The sequence below is a fragment of the Saprospiraceae bacterium genome, assembly GCA_026129545.1.
Classification (GTDB): Bacteria; Bacteroidota; Bacteroidia; order Chitinophagales; family Saprospiraceae; genus M3007.
The window spans coordinates 2630192-2645653 of sequence record JAHCHX010000001.1; the positions used below are offsets into that span (position 1 = coordinate 2630192).

16 protein-coding genes are annotated in these 15462 nt (G+C 53.6%); 8 read left to right on the forward strand and 8 right to left on the reverse strand.

Going from position 1 to position 15462, the window contains the following annotated elements; all coding sequences use genetic code 11:
• Positions 1-258: 258 nt before the first annotated feature.
• Positions 259-816, reverse strand: coding sequence for a cupin domain-containing protein (locus KIS77_10035; protein MCW5922675.1), 558 nt, complete (start codon positions 814-816; stop codon positions 259-261).
• Positions 817-941: 125 nt separating this feature from the next.
• Here KIS77_10035 and KIS77_10040 point away from each other — a divergent pair, with 125 nt between their 5' ends.
• Complete coding sequence (locus KIS77_10040; protein ID MCW5922676.1) at positions 942-1100, forward strand: hypothetical protein; 159 nt, start codon at positions 942-944, stop codon at positions 1098-1100.
• Here the strand turns inward: KIS77_10040 and KIS77_10045 are convergent.
• From KIS77_10045 to KIS77_10075, 7 genes are all read right to left on the reverse strand, one after another.
• The gene (locus KIS77_10045; protein ID MCW5922677.1) at positions 1090-2178 is read right to left on the reverse strand and encodes a beta-lactamase family protein; all 1089 of its coding nucleotides are present in this window, start codon (positions 2176-2178) and stop codon (positions 1090-1092) included. The genes KIS77_10040 and KIS77_10045 overlap by 11 nt on opposite strands.
• Before the next feature lie 659 nt (positions 2179-2837).
• Positions 2838-5204 carry a hypothetical protein gene (locus KIS77_10050; GenBank protein ID MCW5922678.1) on the reverse strand — a complete coding sequence of 789 codons (2367 nt, stop codon included), beginning with the start codon at positions 5202-5204 and terminating at the stop codon, positions 2838-2840.
• On the reverse strand, positions 5168-6295 hold the full coding sequence (locus KIS77_10055; GenBank protein ID MCW5922679.1) for a hypothetical protein: 1128 nt from the start codon (positions 6293-6295) through the stop codon (positions 5168-5170). The genes KIS77_10050 and KIS77_10055 overlap by 37 nt, the downstream gene beginning before the upstream one ends.
• A gap of 10 nt (positions 6296-6305) precedes the next feature.
• Complete coding sequence (locus tag KIS77_10060; GenBank protein ID MCW5922680.1) at positions 6306-6851, reverse strand: C40 family peptidase; 546 nt, start codon at positions 6849-6851, stop codon at positions 6306-6308.
• A 152-nt stretch (positions 6852-7003) separates the two neighbouring features.
• Positions 7004-8290, reverse strand: coding sequence for a phosphopyruvate hydratase (gene eno / locus KIS77_10065; GenBank protein ID MCW5922681.1), 1287 nt, complete (start codon positions 8288-8290; stop codon positions 7004-7006).
• A gap of 118 nt (positions 8291-8408) precedes the next feature.
• Positions 8409-9452 (reverse strand): hypothetical protein, encoded by a 1044-nt coding sequence (locus tag KIS77_10070; protein MCW5922682.1) that lies wholly within the window; start codon positions 9450-9452, stop codon positions 8409-8411.
• Positions 9449-9961: a TlpA family protein disulfide reductase gene (locus KIS77_10075; GenBank protein MCW5922683.1), complete on the reverse strand. Its 513-nt coding sequence runs from the start codon at positions 9959-9961 to the stop codon at positions 9449-9451. The genes KIS77_10070 and KIS77_10075 overlap by 4 nt, the downstream gene beginning before the upstream one ends.
• A 286-nt stretch (positions 9962-10247) precedes the next feature.
• On the opposite strand from KIS77_10075, the gene KIS77_10080 reads away from it, so the two are divergent.
• From KIS77_10080 to KIS77_10110, 7 genes are all read left to right on the forward strand, one after another.
• Positions 10248-10757 (forward strand): RNA polymerase sigma factor, encoded by a 510-nt coding sequence (locus KIS77_10080; GenBank protein MCW5922684.1) that lies wholly within the window; start codon positions 10248-10250, stop codon positions 10755-10757.
• A 106-nt stretch (positions 10758-10863) separates the two neighbouring features.
• Positions 10864-11178, forward strand: a complete 315-nt coding sequence (locus KIS77_10085; protein ID MCW5922685.1) for a hypothetical protein — start codon at positions 10864-10866, stop codon at positions 11176-11178.
• A gap of 82 nt (positions 11179-11260) precedes the next feature.
• Positions 11261-12160, forward strand: a complete 900-nt coding sequence (locus tag KIS77_10090) for a mechanosensitive ion channel (GenBank protein ID MCW5922686.1) — start codon at positions 11261-11263, stop codon at positions 12158-12160.
• Between the two features lie 42 nt (positions 12161-12202).
• Complete coding sequence (locus tag KIS77_10095) at positions 12203-13186, forward strand: DUF3078 domain-containing protein (protein MCW5922687.1); 984 nt, start codon at positions 12203-12205, stop codon at positions 13184-13186.
• A 4-nt stretch (positions 13187-13190) separates the two neighbouring features.
• The gene (locus KIS77_10100) at positions 13191-13670 is read left to right on the forward strand and encodes a low molecular weight phosphotyrosine protein phosphatase (GenBank protein MCW5922688.1); all 480 of its coding nucleotides are present in this window, start codon (positions 13191-13193) and stop codon (positions 13668-13670) included.
• The gene (locus KIS77_10105) at positions 13663-14430 is read left to right on the forward strand and encodes a tRNA pseudouridine synthase A (GenBank protein ID MCW5922689.1); all 768 of its coding nucleotides are present in this window, start codon (positions 13663-13665) and stop codon (positions 14428-14430) included. The genes KIS77_10100 and KIS77_10105 overlap by 8 nt, the downstream gene beginning before the upstream one ends.
• Positions 14431-14611: 181 nt before the next feature.
• Positions 14612-15457: a universal stress protein gene (locus KIS77_10110; protein ID MCW5922690.1), complete on the forward strand. Its 846-nt coding sequence runs from the start codon at positions 14612-14614 to the stop codon at positions 15455-15457.
• The last annotated feature ends 5 nt before the right edge of the window (positions 15458-15462 follow it).

The following is a 15462-nucleotide window of genomic DNA, read 5'->3' on the forward strand; positions in this document are numbered from 1 at the left end:
AAAATTGTCAAGCAATGGGTGCGAGCGTTTTACAGGGTGCATTTCAACTTGTCGAAAGCACATCGGAACGCTGTTCCGATATATGCCGGAACAGCGTTCCGGCACGTGAAAGGGACAATTTGACATGCACCCTGTTTTCATACCGTGATTCGCCGGGATTTTATCAGATGGCCATGACCGCTCTCCTTGATTTTGAAAAGATTGCGTTTTTGACCATGCTCAAAATTTGGCGGCGCGGGGTGTGGAAAAAGGAATGTGTCAAATACGGCAATACTGTTCAATCAGTTCTTTGTCCATGCCTTTTTTGATGGCTCGTCGCGCCAACAAGCGGAATCCCCTTTCGAGCCAGCTGAACACGCCGGGCAGGTTGGTGTCGCTCCATTGGATGATGAGTGCCATGTGATGAAGGCTTTTGGGAACTCCTTTGCGGGAGGTGCGGCCGTCGCGGGCGAGGCCGTAGGCCACCTGAAGCGTCCTTTCAAAGCCTTCGCTGCCGGGTTGGAGCAGCACGTTGAACACCACCTTTTCGGTGTCGGACGGATTGAAAAAACGGTGGAGCGAGCCGATGGGGGCGGTGGCGCTTTCGCCTTTGTTCAGATGGATTATCTGCTTGCCGACCTGAATGCCCAGCACGCCCTCCACTGCGGTGAAGGTTTCCTCGAAGGTCTTGTGATAGTGCAGCTCGTTGCCGCCGCTGGGAGCAAGCTCTACTTGCACAAGGGTGTATTTCCCGTTGGTCTCGGCGGATGTTTCGAGGAAAGTGACGCGGTCTTTGATGAGTGGGTTTTCGATGATTCTCGATTCAAGTGTTTTCATGCTTTTTTCAAATTTTTGTTTTTGTGCTGCAAAGTTGGGCGCGTGACGAGGTGCCACAACATCACATGAATGTGTGAAATCAGCCGCGAATCGCGCCCTTGTCAGGCATCAAATCAGGGAAAATCATGCGAGGGCGCTCTTGCAACCTATTGGCGGGACGGATGTCGGGGCGGCGCTTGCGGCGCGATGTTGCTTTTCGCGCCACAAAGCGCGACTTGAACACGCAGATGTCCATCGGGGGCATCTGGATAATCCCGACAAATCACGACGGTATTATTTTGTAAAAAATGGCGCGTCGAACCTGTCGAGCAAACGCTCGTCCGAGAAGCCGCTTCGATTGGTAAAAACCGCACTACCCAACCCGGATTCGGGGTAAACCCTGAGTTCGCAATAAAACCCTCCCCCCCCGCCTGCATGGCAGGAGTAGGGTTGTCCATACAGCCCCCCCTTATACCAACCCAAGCTCATGCCCGAGCCTTTTCCGTTGTTCAGTTCGTTTTCTTGCCACATCATTTGTTTGCTTTGCTGCGACAACAACCCTCCATCGGGTTTCAACAAACTTTGAGCAAAAGAGATAAACCCGCTCGGCATTCCAATAAGCCCTCCATAAGCCGCTCCGTTGAGGTAGATGGAGCGAAAGCTTTTCCAGCCATCTGTTTTTTCGCCCATGAATTGCTTTTTGTCCAGCAAAAAACCGAGCAAGAAGTTGCCAAAACTGAAGGCTTTTTGATAGCCAGTAGCTACTTTCCAGTGGCTTTGACAGGCAAAACCGAGATGTTTTGAAAGGCCAAGCGGGAGCAGTATGTTTTGCTCCACATATTGTTGGTAGGGGATGCCCGACACTTGTTCGATGAGCCAGCCCAACACGATGTATCCGAGGTTGGTGTAGGCAAATTTCTCGTTGGGCGCGAACCGGGTTTGGGGGTGTTTTTGGAGCACGGCCTTGAAAAATCCGCGCTCGTCGAACCCGGCGTGCTCTTCCGCTCGATGTATCCAACCGATGGGCAGGGGATTGGGCAAACCAGCGCTGTGTGCCAGCAAGTGGCGCACGAGGATTGAATTGCCATAGACAAAATCGGGCAGATGGTTTTTCACGGGGGCATCCAAATGCAGTTTGCCCCGTTCGACCAATTGCATCACTGCCGTCGCCGTGAAGGTTTTCGTCATGGAGTATCCGTAAAAAACCGTTTGCGCATTTACGGGTGTTCCGTTTTTTACATTGGCCTTGCCACCGGTAAACTCATGCAGGAGGCGGTCTGCGTCAAAAAAGGCGTAATAGATGCCCGGAGTTCGGCGGGTATCCAATTGTTGTTGCAAAAGGGCATTGACTTGCGCGGAGGCACTGTTGATAGGCATTTTCATGGCATTTTTACAATGAACTATAATTGGGTTCCAAAAGCCTCTATCTGCGCATCTTGCAAGGTGTGCGAAACAAGGCTCCTCTTGGACGTGGGCAAACCTTTAATGGTCGCAACCTCAAATTCGCATAGTTTCTAAAAAAATCGCCATGAATAGGTGCTTGAAAGTTTCAACCCGTGATTCGCGTTGCTTTTGTATACTTCTCGCCGTTAGGCTTTGGGCATATCTGCAATCGCAATCTGTTCAAAATCAAGAACATCAATCATGTTCATCTAACAAATCCTAGCGAATCAAGGTATAATTCAAAGACACTTTACCATCTCAAGCGGACTTTGTCATAAAAAGCCCCTTCAAATTGCAAAAATTCAGGCAAGCCAAGGTCGCCATTACCGTTTTTGGTAGTTCTTTTGAATTTGACCCTGAACGGCTTTGTTGCATGAATCCCCTCGCGAAGCCGGCTTCGCGAGGGGATTCATGCAACAAAGCCCTAGATCAGCTTAAGATAAACTGGGTTGAGCTAAGGTCAAGCAATGGTTATCAAAGATTCACGCTTGTTTTAGAAAACTTAGGCATACCGTTTAGACCATTTAATAGGAATTTGGACCGCGAACTTGAAATCATTTTGAACGAAATCCTATAATATCGCCTTACAAGAGGAGGCCTCACCGCGCATACGCCTCCAGCCACTTGCACTCCTTCACCACTGCGTTGTAAAATTTTGTGTTTGAGTATCTTGTGATGAGTAGATTGTAATAGTACATATACTCGGCAGGCAAGACGGGTATGAGCTGGCTGCCGGGGCGATAGGTACATTCGGGGGTGCAGAACCATTGTTTTTGCCGACATCGGGCAGCCATGTAGGCGGCGCGGGCGGCCACTTCCGCGTTGGGGGCGACGCGCAGGGTTTTTTCAAAATAAAATAGGGCGCGGCCCACATCCGTGTTTTCGCGGTTGCCTTTGGGCGAGTTGCGCAGGGGAAACACTGGCCCTTGCGCCAGTCGCAGCTGGTTGTAGCCGCTGCGGTAAAAATCCATCACTTCCCACTCGTAGCCGAAGTACGACATATTGTAGTAGCCCAGCCCCAACAGGTAATAGTATCGGGCTGCCATGGGGTCGCGTTCGGCCTCGGCGGCTTTTGCCAAAAATTCAAATTCAAGGATTTTTTCGGCCACCTGTCTGCGTGTCAGCAGCATGGTATCAGCCACGTCGCGGTGGATGCGCTCGCCCACTTTCTCGCGGAAGGGGCTGAATTTGGGCAGGCGGACTTCTTCGGTTGGCTTTATTTTTCGCAGGGTGGACAAAGCGGCTTCTGGCTCGCCGATGCTTAGCAGATACGCGCCTTTCAATTCGAGCAGCTCTGCCCGGATACGGTCGGGGTTGGTGTCCATCATCATGGTTTGGATGAGCAGCACCGAATTGCTCGACTCGGCCAGTCTCAGGAGGTCGTCCACTATGTCGAGGTCAGGATTGTAGCGCAGGGCCTTGGGGGGGTAAGCCGCAAGGATGGCTTTGCCGGGTTGGTTTTGGGAGGCATAGTGTTGTGAGAGCCAGTCTTGCAAAAAGGGTTCGAAGTGCGCGTGTTCCCTGAACACTTTTCGGTCTCTGATTCGGTAGGCGACGCTGTCGGCCTTTCCTTCGGCAATGGTGTCGAGGTTGACCACATCAAGCAGGCAACGCCATATTTCGAGTTGACGGCTGAGGTTTTTGTCGGTTTTTTTGGCTTTGCCAAGGTCTTTTTCCAAGCGTTTCCAAGTCGCGCCTGCCGCGTAGCGGTCGCCTGCCAAGAGTTCGAGGTAGCCCTCGACGGCTCGCCATAGCGGGAGGTTTTCCGCCTTTTTTTCGCGGACGACTGTTCGGACAAATCGCTGCAAATCGAGCAGCAGTTTGTCAGCGTTTTGTCGCTTGATGTCGCCAATGGCTTGGCCGTGTTTTTTGTCGGTGACGGGAGTGCGCAGGTATATTTTTTCCAGTTCCTGCAAATTGCTCACGAGGATGATTTCCAGCTGTTTGCTCTGCGGGTCTAATTGGTAAATCTGCGGCAGGTCGTCTATTGCCAACGACCGCGAGCGGCTGGCCCGCATGGCGTAGAGGGTAGCCCGTTCTTTGTCGTTTTGGCAAAGCCGCAGCGCCTGTTCCCAATCTTGGTCGTCGCGGATGGCCAAGCTTCGCCAAGCCTGCACCCGTTTGGATGGGCAATGCCGAAACACCAGCGAGTAGCGGTAGGCGGCCTCTGGGTATTGCCCTAATTTTTGTTTGGCGCCAGCCAAATGCCCGACGATCCAATAATAGATGATGCTGGGCTTTTTCAGGTCAATTTTGGGAATGAGGAAGTTGTAGAGGTATTCCACATAAGTCCAGTCGCGGGCGTAGTGGGCCAATCGGATTATCTGGTATGCATAGCGCAGGCGGATGAAGTTGGAAGCGGTTTGCTCGAAGCGCCCCATCCCCTCGTTTATCAGCGTGTGCATCGTTTTTGGGTCGCGTTCGGGGAGCGTCCAGCCGTCGCCTTGCGCGATGACGTAAGGCTCGCATTTTTTGGCGTACATGAGATAATCAATCACTTCGGTGCAGCCGTTGATGGCGAGCATTTCGGCGAACGTGTTGCCTGCCATCGTGTAGGGCAATGCGATGCCTTTTTTGGGGTCGAGCGCCGCGTTGCGCAGCCGCACGAGCTCGTCAAAGTTGGATTCGTACACCACCATTTCCACGTCGGCATATTCCGGTTGGCCACAGAATCGCTCTATCCATTCTCGCACGTTTTCGTCGCGTTGGATGTCTCTGTTGAAATATACTTGTTGGTAATAGTCGTCCCAGCGCAAAAAGAAGGGGGCGTAAGCGGCATTTGCGTTGATGATTTCGGGGTATAAAAATGAGTAGCCATAAAAGGGCTTGGCATCGGGGTTGCAATTCTGGACGGGGGTGGCAGCCTGTTCGCCGTGTGGGTGGAAAGAGGCAAAAAGCAAGACGGACAGGCCGAGCGCAAGGCACGCGGCTATTTGTTTGTGGCTGGGAATTGTACCAGTTGGCATACGCTGTCGAGCAGTTGAACCGGGTAGCGGCGCACCGTTGTGGTGTCCAAGTGAAAAAACGCGAGCGTCGCGTCGTTCGCCAAATGGGCGGTGGCTGCCAGTCGGGCGGCTTCGCGGAGCGTGTCGGGTGCCATCGCTTCCACGCGCAGCAGGTCGCCCGGGCGAAGATAGTGACCTGACAGGAATGTGCCTTTTTGAATGTGGAAGAGGGGGGCGGTCGGGTGCGTCCCGCCGAATGTTTCTGGCCTGCTCGGCCGGAAGCGGCTGGTGTCGCTCAGCGCCTGTTCGGGGGCTTCGGGGATGATTTTCCACAATTCGCCGTCGCGGTAGATAAGCGCCCACGAGAAGATGGGCAGGGCTAAGTCAAGTGGCAAAGGGTATTTTTTGGGTGCTCCCACGAGGTATTTTCTGACATCCTCCGAGCGAAAAATGGAGTTGGCCGCGTTCGCGTGCTCGATATTGCCTGTGTTGTAAAACATCAACATTCCGCGTTCGACGGGCGGCACGCCTGTTTTTTGTGGGAACTTGTACTGGTGCAGGCGTATGGTGGCGCTCAGGCGAACGTGGCTTGGCAGGTGTTTTTTTATTTTTTCCAAAAATTGAAAAAACGCATCGCGGGTGGAGGGTGTCCAGTCGCAGTCGAACTGAATTTCGCGTGTTTTGCTTTCCGGCTGCCCCACAAAAAAGGGGTGGCGCGAAAGGTTGGTTTGCGGCATGATGCCTTCCGCTTCCGGCGCGACGAGCGCCGATGCCACCTTGCGGGCCAACCACTCGTTTTTCTCTTCCTCGATGTTTTTGAACACCTCATTGACAATGAAAACGGTGGGCACCACTTCAAACCGAGCGAGGCCGGCGGTGTCCGCAATGTCGAGCAGGGAGTAGGGTTGGATGGCCCCCGATGCAGGGGCGCGCCCGATGTCCAATACCTTGACGTAGAGTTTTTGGCACCTCAAAGAGTCGAGGCAGGCAAGCTCGGCGGACGAGAGGGACAGGACGGTTTTCCAATGATAAAACGCGGGGGTGACGACGCGGCGCACGTCGTTCTTTCCACAACTGGCTGCCAGCCATGCGCTGACGAGGGCGGGGAGCAATAGGTGGCGGCTAAAATTTTTCTGACACCACATCGCGCACGGAGTCAATGTATTGTTTCCAATAGGTGCTGTTCAGCACGTCTTCTTCGATGACGCCCCGCGAGGTGGTGCTGTGTATGACGACGAGGTCTTTGCCGTTGTTCGACTTTACGAGCGAGACGTGAAAAATCGGTTCGTTGGCGCTTCGGCGGAAGAAGATGAGGTCGCCGGGCTGCGCTCGTCTGATGTCTTTTTCCACGCCCTGTTTGACCTGTTCGCGTGCGGCGGGCGAGAGGGAGATGTCGAAATGTTGGAACACATAACTGGTGAAACCCGAGCAATCGAAACCCGTCTCGGGCTTTTTGCCGGCGGGGGTATATTTTGAGCCTTTGAATCCGGCGGCATAGCTCACTATTTCCTTGCGAAACGTGGACTCGCGGGTGGTGGAGGGTTTGGAAGGGGGGGGGGCGGTGCTTTCGGTTTTTTGGAAAATTTTGCAATGACTGACGGCTACGGACAGGCAAAGCACGATGAGCCAGTGGGTGGTGGTGCCGATTTTTGTCAGGGAAATTTTCATGCGGGAGAATTTTTGCGAAAATGAAACGAAAGGCTGGGCGCTGATGCTTGTGCCGCGGTGGGGGATTATGATTTATTTCACGGTTGGTTCTGCAAAAAAACGAGCTGTGACGAGGTTTTCTGGTCACAGCTCGTAAAAATGCCATGTTCCTGTCACAGCCCAAAAATCGCCCTTCCCAAATACGTAGCGGCATCGCCCAATTCTTCCTCGATGCGAAGTAGTTGGTTGTATTTGGCCACCCGGTCGGAGCGTGAGGCCGAGCCGGTTTTGATTTGGCCCGTGTTGAGCGCCACGGCGATGTCGGCGATAGTGGTGTCTTCGGTCTCGCCCGAGCGATGGCTGATGACGGAGGTGTAAGCATGGCGCGTGGCCAAGGTGACCGCCTCGATGGTCTCCGTGAGTGAGCCAATCTGGTTGACTTTGATAAGTATGGAGTTGCCTACTTTCTCGTCAATGCCTTTTTGCAGGCGCTCGGTGTTGGTGACGAACAGGTCGTCGCCCACGAGTTGGATGCGATGGCCGAGGGTCTCGGTGAGCGATTTCCAGCCCGACCAGTCGTCTTCGGCAAGGCCGTCCTCGATGCTGTAAATCGGGTAGCGATTGCACCAGTCTTTCCAATAAGCTACCATGTCTTTTGGCGACAGGCGTTCGCCCGTTGATTTTTTGAAGACGTATTCGCCTTTTTCTTGGTCAAAAAATTCGGAAGCGGCGGGGTCGAGCGCGATGACCACGTCGTCGAGCGGGCGGTAGCCTGCGGCTTCGATGGCTGTCATCACGAGTTGAATGGCTTCTTCGTTGTTTTTGATGCCGGGCGCAAACCCGCCTTCATCGCCGACATTGGTGGCGTATCCCTTGCTTTTCAACACTTTTTTCAGGTGGTGAAAAATCTCGACCCCCATGCGCAGCCCTTCCCGGAAAGAATCGGCGCCCACGGGCATCACCATGAATTCCTGAAAGTCAATGCCATTGTCGGCGTGCGAGCCACCGTTGAGAATGTTCATCATCGGGACGGGCAACACATGGGCATTCACGCCACCGAGGTAGCGATAGAGCGGTTGGCCCAGCTCTTCGGCTGCGGCGTGTGTTGTGGCGAGCGAGACGGCGAGGATGGCGTTGGCGCCGATTTTCGATTTGTTGCGCGTGCCGTCGCGCTCTATCATCAAGCGGTCAATGCGGATTTGGTCGGTCACTTCCATGCCCACGAGCTCGGGGCGGAGCAATTTCTCCACGTTTTTGACGGCTTCTTTCACGCCTTTGCCAAGGTAGCGGCTGGCATCTTCGTCGCGCAGCTCTACTGCCTCGTGCACGCCGGTGCTGGCTCCGCTGGGCACGGCGGCGCGGCCTGCAAAACCTGTTTCTGTCCAAACTTCTGCTTCGATGGTGGGATTGCCGCGTGAGTCGAGTATTTCGCGGGCGAGTATTTCACGGATGGCGCTCATGCTTTGAGAGTTGTTGATTTGTGGAATGTTGATTTGTTGATGGGCAAAAGTAGAGAAATCTTGTGAGGGCATCCTTGCGGGCATTGGTAATCCTCAAAAAAAGGACGGGGAGCGTGCGTCATTTTTTTCGCACCCTCACTTGGTAGGCTTCTTTGGGGTTCGATTCCAGCAATTGCTCAAAATCCCGCTCGCCGAATCCTTGTTTGCGCAGCGTTGGCAAGAGCAGGTCGAAAATAAGGGTGTGGGGTGTGTAAGGGCCGCCGCCCGGTTCGCCGTGGGTGTACCAGCCGGCATCGTGCGCGATAAGGGTGCGATGGAGCAGGCCATTGCTTTTTAAGCGCTGCAACCATTGCACATAACGGTTGAATTCGGTGGAGTCGCCCCCGTGCGTATCGGGATGCACCCAGCCCAGCCCATCGAGAGAGACCCAAGCGCCGCGTCGGGCCATTTCGGTGAGCGACGTTGAGGGGCTGCCCTGCGCGTGTGTCCAAACAAAAGCGTCGGGCGCTACTCCTTCGGCGGCAAGGATGTCCAATTGTTGTTGGGCCAACTGCGTGTTGGCGCCTGTGTGCCCCACGATGGTCAATCCGGTGCGCAAGTGAGCCAGCGCCGCCGCTCGCACTATTTTGGCATCTATCTCTGAAAGCGTTGAGTCTCCATCCACGCCAATTTTGATGAAACCCGGTCGAATACCCGTGCCCTCTATGCCTTTTTCAAATTCCTCCACCCATCGTTGGGCTATTGCTTGCGGGGTTTCCTTGAAAGCGGAGGCCGGAACGTGCTGGTCGTTGCGAGCGCCATAGTAACCCGTGTTGGTCAGAATGTGCAGCCCACTTGCTTCCGACAGGCGACGCAACAACAAAGGGTCGCGCCCCAAATAGTTGGGCGTACATTCCAAAAAACTTCGCACACCGCGCGACTTGGCTTCGAGCAAGTGGGGCAGGATGGCCGCAAAGGCAGTGTCGCGTTGCCAAGTTTCGGGATGATAGCTGCCCACCGGACTCCAATCGAGGAAAACATGCTCGTGGATGAGGGTTGTACCCAAGGAGTCGGCAGGAATTGGGCCGAGCACCGTGTGTACGACGGGCTGGGGCGAGTGCTGTTGTTGGCAAGCGAGGGCGAGCGACCACAGGAGCATCGCGCATATTGGCAACCATTTCATCGCGTCAGATTTTTGATTTGGGAAAACAATGTCTGTTCGTCGCCCGGCGCGTACTTTTTATGGTGCCAAACGAGCGTCCCATTCGCGTCGAACAAAAAAACCTGGGGAAGGCCGTTCAACCCGCCCGGCAGCACGGACTTGAACGCACGGGAATAATCCCAATAGACAGGAAAAGGCCAGCCCTTTTCGTTCGCCATCTGTACTACCTGAGGCCAGCGTTCGGGGAAGTCAATCGAGACGGCGAGCAGGCGGAAATCGGCCTCTTGCTGCCAATCCGCACAATGCTGGGCGTAGCTGGCCAATTCCATCTGACACGGGCGGCAGGTAGTGAGCCAAAAGGCTAGCACGGTAGGTTTGTCGCGTTTCAACAAATCGTTGGTGTTGACTGCCACACTGTCGGGTTGGAGCAGCGGGATGCCAAAAGGAAACTCAGCGGTGATTTGAACATTTTGCCCCGAAAGGATATTGAAACCGATGCCGCAAAGAGCAAAGAGAAGCGATAATTTCATTTGAAAAAATTTATTTGCGGCAAAGAAAACGCTCCCTCAAAGTTTGTGCGAGCAAGGCTGTGACGCAAACAAGGTTTTAACGTCCCATTAACGGTTTTAAAGAAAACCAAGTGCGTCGGCTTTGTTTTGCGGCTTTTTTCGTCTCTTTGCGGGGGTATTTTTGCTTCATTTTTTTTCATAAACACACCCGGAAGTGTCGTCCATCGCCGCCAAAAAGGCAAAAGATTATACGGATACAGAGCTGATTGCCTTGTACTTGCAAGGGCAAAACACAACGTATTTCACCATGCTATACCGTCGCTACGCCAACAAGGTATTTGCCAAGTGCATCTCCATGTTGGGTGACGAAGGGCTGGCACGCGATGCCACGCAAGATATTTTCATCAAAATTTTGCTCAACCTCTCAAAATTCACGGAGCAGTCATCCTTCTCCACTTGGGTCTATTCAATCACCTACAACTATTGCATTGACCTCATTCGGAAAAAGAAAAAAATACCGCTCCTCTACACGGAAGACGTGGGCAGAATCAGCAAGGAACCCGAAGTGGAAATACCTGACAGCGTGTTGCTTGAGATGAAGCAGGAACGGCTGGCCAAAGTCCTTGACCGCCTTCCGCCGGGCGACAAGGCCATCCTGATGATGAAATACATTGATGATTTGCAGATAAGGGAAATCGGCGACGTGTTGGGCAAGACGGAAAGCGCCATCAAAATGCAAATCATGCGAGCCAAACAAAAAGCGCAACACATCTACGACGAGATGTATGCCACCGACCCCATAGAGGGCACCACCTGACAATCAATTTTTAAGAGCATCTTGCTCCAATACTTTTTTTGCTTATCGAAAAAATCTACAAGTTAACCGCTCACCCGGCAACGGGCGCAAAAAACTTAATCCGCTTATGGCCAACAATTTCCAAGAATGGCAAGGCGACTGGGAAAATAAAGAAGAACACCAAGAAGTGCTCAACGAAATAGAGCGCAACTTGCTTCATCAGGCGCACACCCTCTCCCACTTCGGCCGAGTAATCGAACTATTCGTCCCCAATGCCCTTCAAACGGCAGCTCACCTCATCGCCGGCGCCAAACAATCCGGCCCACACCGCCCCCCCAAAGGGCGGTATTCATCGCCCATCATACCCGAAGGCCGCCCGCCTTCGAGCGGAGGAGGAGCCAACAGCGAGCGGCTGCTTCCATCGGACAAAGAAACAATTTGACGCGCTGCCTCTTGCGAACCATCGCAAGAGGCCTCTCTTTTTGTCGAAAACAAAATTGAAAGCAAAACACCGCTGAACTGTCATGTTCGGCTTTCTTTTCACAATCTTCCTTTCCTGCCATTGTATGGACTTTCTCGACCAACTGAAAAACGGGGTATTCGCGGAATTGCTCGCCCGTTTTTCAGCCGCCATCCCCAAACTGACCTTTGCCTTGATGGTGATGCTCATCGGCTGGCTTATCGCCAAAGGCATCCGCAAAATCATACGCCGCGTGTTGTCGGGGTTGGGCCTTGACCGCCTCGCCGAACGGCTCAACGACATTGACATCGTGCAGCGCAGCGGAATGCGCATCGAGGTGTCGTCGGTGCTGTCGCAGATGGTCTATTACCTGCTCATGCTGGGGTTCGTGATTTTTGCGACCGATATTTTGGGCATCCCCGCCATCACTCAGATGGTGCGCGACTTGGTGGACTACATTCCGGCGCTTTTCTCGGCATTCATCCTGCTGTTGCTGGGGCTTTTCCTTGCCGAGATGGTGCGCGGCATCGCCCTCACCACTTGCCAATCCATGGGCTTGCCTTCCGCCAAAGTCATTTCCACCGCCATCTTCTACTTTCTTTTCATCACCGTAGCCATCAGCGCCTTGGCCCAAGCCAAAATCAACACCGGCTTCATGGCCCTCAATCTTTCCATCATCATCGCGGCATTGGCGTTGGCTTTTGCGGTGGGCTACGGCATCGCCTCGCGCGATTTGCTTTCCAACTACCTCGCAAGTGGCTACAACCGCAACAAAGTTCAGGTAGGCGACGACATCCGCATCATCGGGATGCGCGGCAAAGTGATTATGATAGATGCCACTTCCCTGACGCTACAAACCGACAAAAGCGAAATCATCATCCCTTTGAGCAAGTTGGCTACCGAAAAGGTCGAAGTTTTTTACCCGGACGGACAGGAGGAAAACCTGCTCGAACCCGGCGAATGATTGCTCTAACCCGTTCTTTTTTCACAAAACTTGTTTCTACACATGAAAGCACTTTACACCATCTTGATTGCGCTCTTTTGTTTCAATCTGCTTACTGTCAATGCGCAAGAAGCCAGCGATGCCCGCCTTAACGAAGTGACATCAATGGCACAAAAAGACACCTTCGGCTGGACGGTGGGTGGCGGCCTTGGCCTCGACTTGGCTGGCATGGGCATCTCCAACCCGCGCGTGGGCGGCGGCGGCGGACGCTTTGGCATCGGTGGCCTCGGCACTTTGTTTGCCAATAGGAAGGAGGACAAATGGTTCTGGAACAACGCCTTTTCGCTACAACTCTCCGCACAAAAATTGCGCTCTGCCGACCCCTCTCTGCCAAGAGGTTTTTTGAAAAACTTGGATGTGTCGCGCCTCACCTCCCGCTATGGCCGCAAAATGGGCAGCGACAAATGGTTCGTCGCAGCAGACTTCTTTGCGCAAACACTCTTGCTCCAAACCTACCAGAGCAACTACCTCTCCCCCGTGAGCGACGAAGACCGAGTAGTGGCCAAACTGTTCTCCCCGCTTCAAATCACCTTTGCGCCGGGCATTGACTACAAGCCCAACTCGCACCTGTCTTTTTTCTATTCTCCTTGCGGCGTTCAATACATTTTGGTTGCTGACGACAACATCGCCGCCCTCAACATTCATGGCAACGAGGAAGGCAAAAACACCTTTTTCGGCCTCGGCTCCGAACTCAAGGCAGCCTACAACAACAAGTATTTTGGCGACCGCCTCTCCGTCACCAATGGCTTGAGACTGTTTTCCAATTACCTGAAAGAGCCTCAAAACGTGGACGTGCTGTTCACCAACAACTTTAGCATCGCCCTCTTCAAAGGCCTTTCGCTGGATTTGCTGGCCGAATACTTCTACGACCACGACGTGAAAGTGCAGAAGAACTTCGGCAGCGAGGATGCCGCCAAATTGCCTTACAACGGTCGCGGCGGCCAAACGACAGGCGCGTTTCTGTTGAAATACAGCAAGATATTTTAGTGCAATGAAAATACTCATGGTTTGCCTCGGCAACATCTGCCGAAGCCCGCTGGCAGAAGGAATCATGCAACACAAAGCCATTCAAGCGGGACTTGACTGGCGAGTGGACAGCGCCGGCACGGGGTACTGGCATGTGGGCGAACAACCCGACAGCCGCTCCATCAAAACAGCGCGTCAATACGGCATTGACATCACCTACCAGCGGGCAAGGCAATTCCAGCCCGCCGACTTCGACCGCTTCGACCGCATTTTCGTCATGGATACCCAAAACCTCCGCGACGTGCTGCGCCACGCCCGCGACGACGAGCATCGAGCCAAAGTGGATTTGATACTCAACCAAATCTACCCCACCCAAAACCGCTCGGTGCCCGACCCCTACTACGACGACGATGGATTCGCAGAGGTCTTCGATATGTTGGATGCAGCTTGCGACGCATTCATTCAAAGCCATCTGAAAGCGCAAGGGGGACAAAACGATGTATGAAGCCAGCTTGCCAACGGCCACGCGATATTTTATTGTGCTATCCTATCTCGGCACCCGATATAGCGGCTGGCAAGTGCAGCCCAATGCCGTATCGGTACAAGCCACGCTAGAGGCGGTACTTTCCACAATTTTGAGACAAACGATTGAGGTGACTGGCTGCGGGCGCACCGACGCGGGCGTGCACGCCCGATACTATGTGGCGCATTTCGACGCAGCAGGCACTCTGCCCTCCACTTTTCTAAATGGCCTGAACAGCATTCTGCCCGACGACATCGCCGCGCACTCCATAAGGCAAGTGCCTGCCGACGCGCACGCTCGCTATGATGCCTACGAGCGCAGCTACGAATACCACATCGCCTTGCGGAAAGACCCATTTGCGACCGACACGGCTTGGCTCTTTCCCCAGCATGGAAAAGTTGATTTTGAAAAAATGCGGCGCGTGGCGGCACTGCTGCCTCACTACACTTCTTTCTCTCCTTTTTGTAAAACAGGCAGCGGGCTGGAACATTTCGACTGCGAAATGAAGGAGGCTCGTTGGGAGGAACGACACGAGGCCTTCCGCTGGGTATTCCACGTCACGGCCAATCGCTTTCTGCGCGGCATGGTGCGGCTCATAGTGGGCGCTTGCCTCAACGTCGGGTTGGGGAAAATAGAACTGGACGACGTGAAATCCGCTTTGGATATGCAACAGCCGCTAAAAAAGAGCCTAAGCGTGCCACCGCAAGGATTGTTTCTGACCGATGTGAAATATCCTTATTGAGCAAACTCACCCAGCGGCGTGACCCCTGTCATGGCACGGCTTGGAGGGGGAAGAGACCTTTGTGCAACTCCGTTTTTTTGATAGGATTCAGGTTCCATATTGACCGGATTGAAAAACAATCCTGCAAATCTTGTCAATCCAGTCAATAAGATTTTTGTCCGAACAAAATCTCCCTCCGTTTATGAAAAAAATACTCGTTCCCACCGATTTTTCCAAAAATGCCAAACACGCCCTGCGCGTAGCTGCTACCATAGCTACCAAAACCGGCGCAAGGCTCGGGCTGATGCACACCAACACGGCGCTTGCTTACGCGCCCGTGCTGCCGGAATACAATTTTATCGGCTCCTACGACATGAAAAGTTATTACGACATGGTGGCCGATGAGTTTCGGCACACCAAAAAGTCTTTGGTGGCTGAGCCGGGATTTGAAAAACTTGACATTGACACTCGCATAGAAGAGGGCTTGCTCTATGCGTCCATACGGCGCGTGGCGGAAGAGGACAAGGCCGATTTGGTGGTGATTGGCACAAAGGGGGCCACAGGCGCGGCAGAGTTCTTTGTGGGTTCCAACACAGAAAAAGTGATTCGCACGGCTCCATGTCCGGTGCTTGCCGTCCCGGAGGAATCGGGTGATTTTGACCTGAAAACGGTGGTGCTGCCTTCTACTTTGGAGAAAAACCAAATGCCCGTGTTCGAGCAATTGGCCGAGTGGCAGGGGCACTGGCCTTTCACGGTCAAGGTGTTGTATTTGAACAACCCTGCTATGCTCCGCTCGGAGCAGGAAATAGAGCAGGTGGCGGGTTCCTTCGCACAAAAGGCAGGGCTGAATAACTTCAGCGTCCACACCTTGGGCAGCAACTTCAATGAAGAGGCCTCCATTTTGCAATTTGCGGCACGAGTGGGGGCAGATTTGATTGCGATGGGCACTCATCAGCGAAGGGGCTTGTCGCACCTACTGTTTGGAAGTCTCACGGAGGACACGGTCAATCATTCCAAAATCCCTGTGCTGAGCGTGGCGGTGCGTTGAAGCGA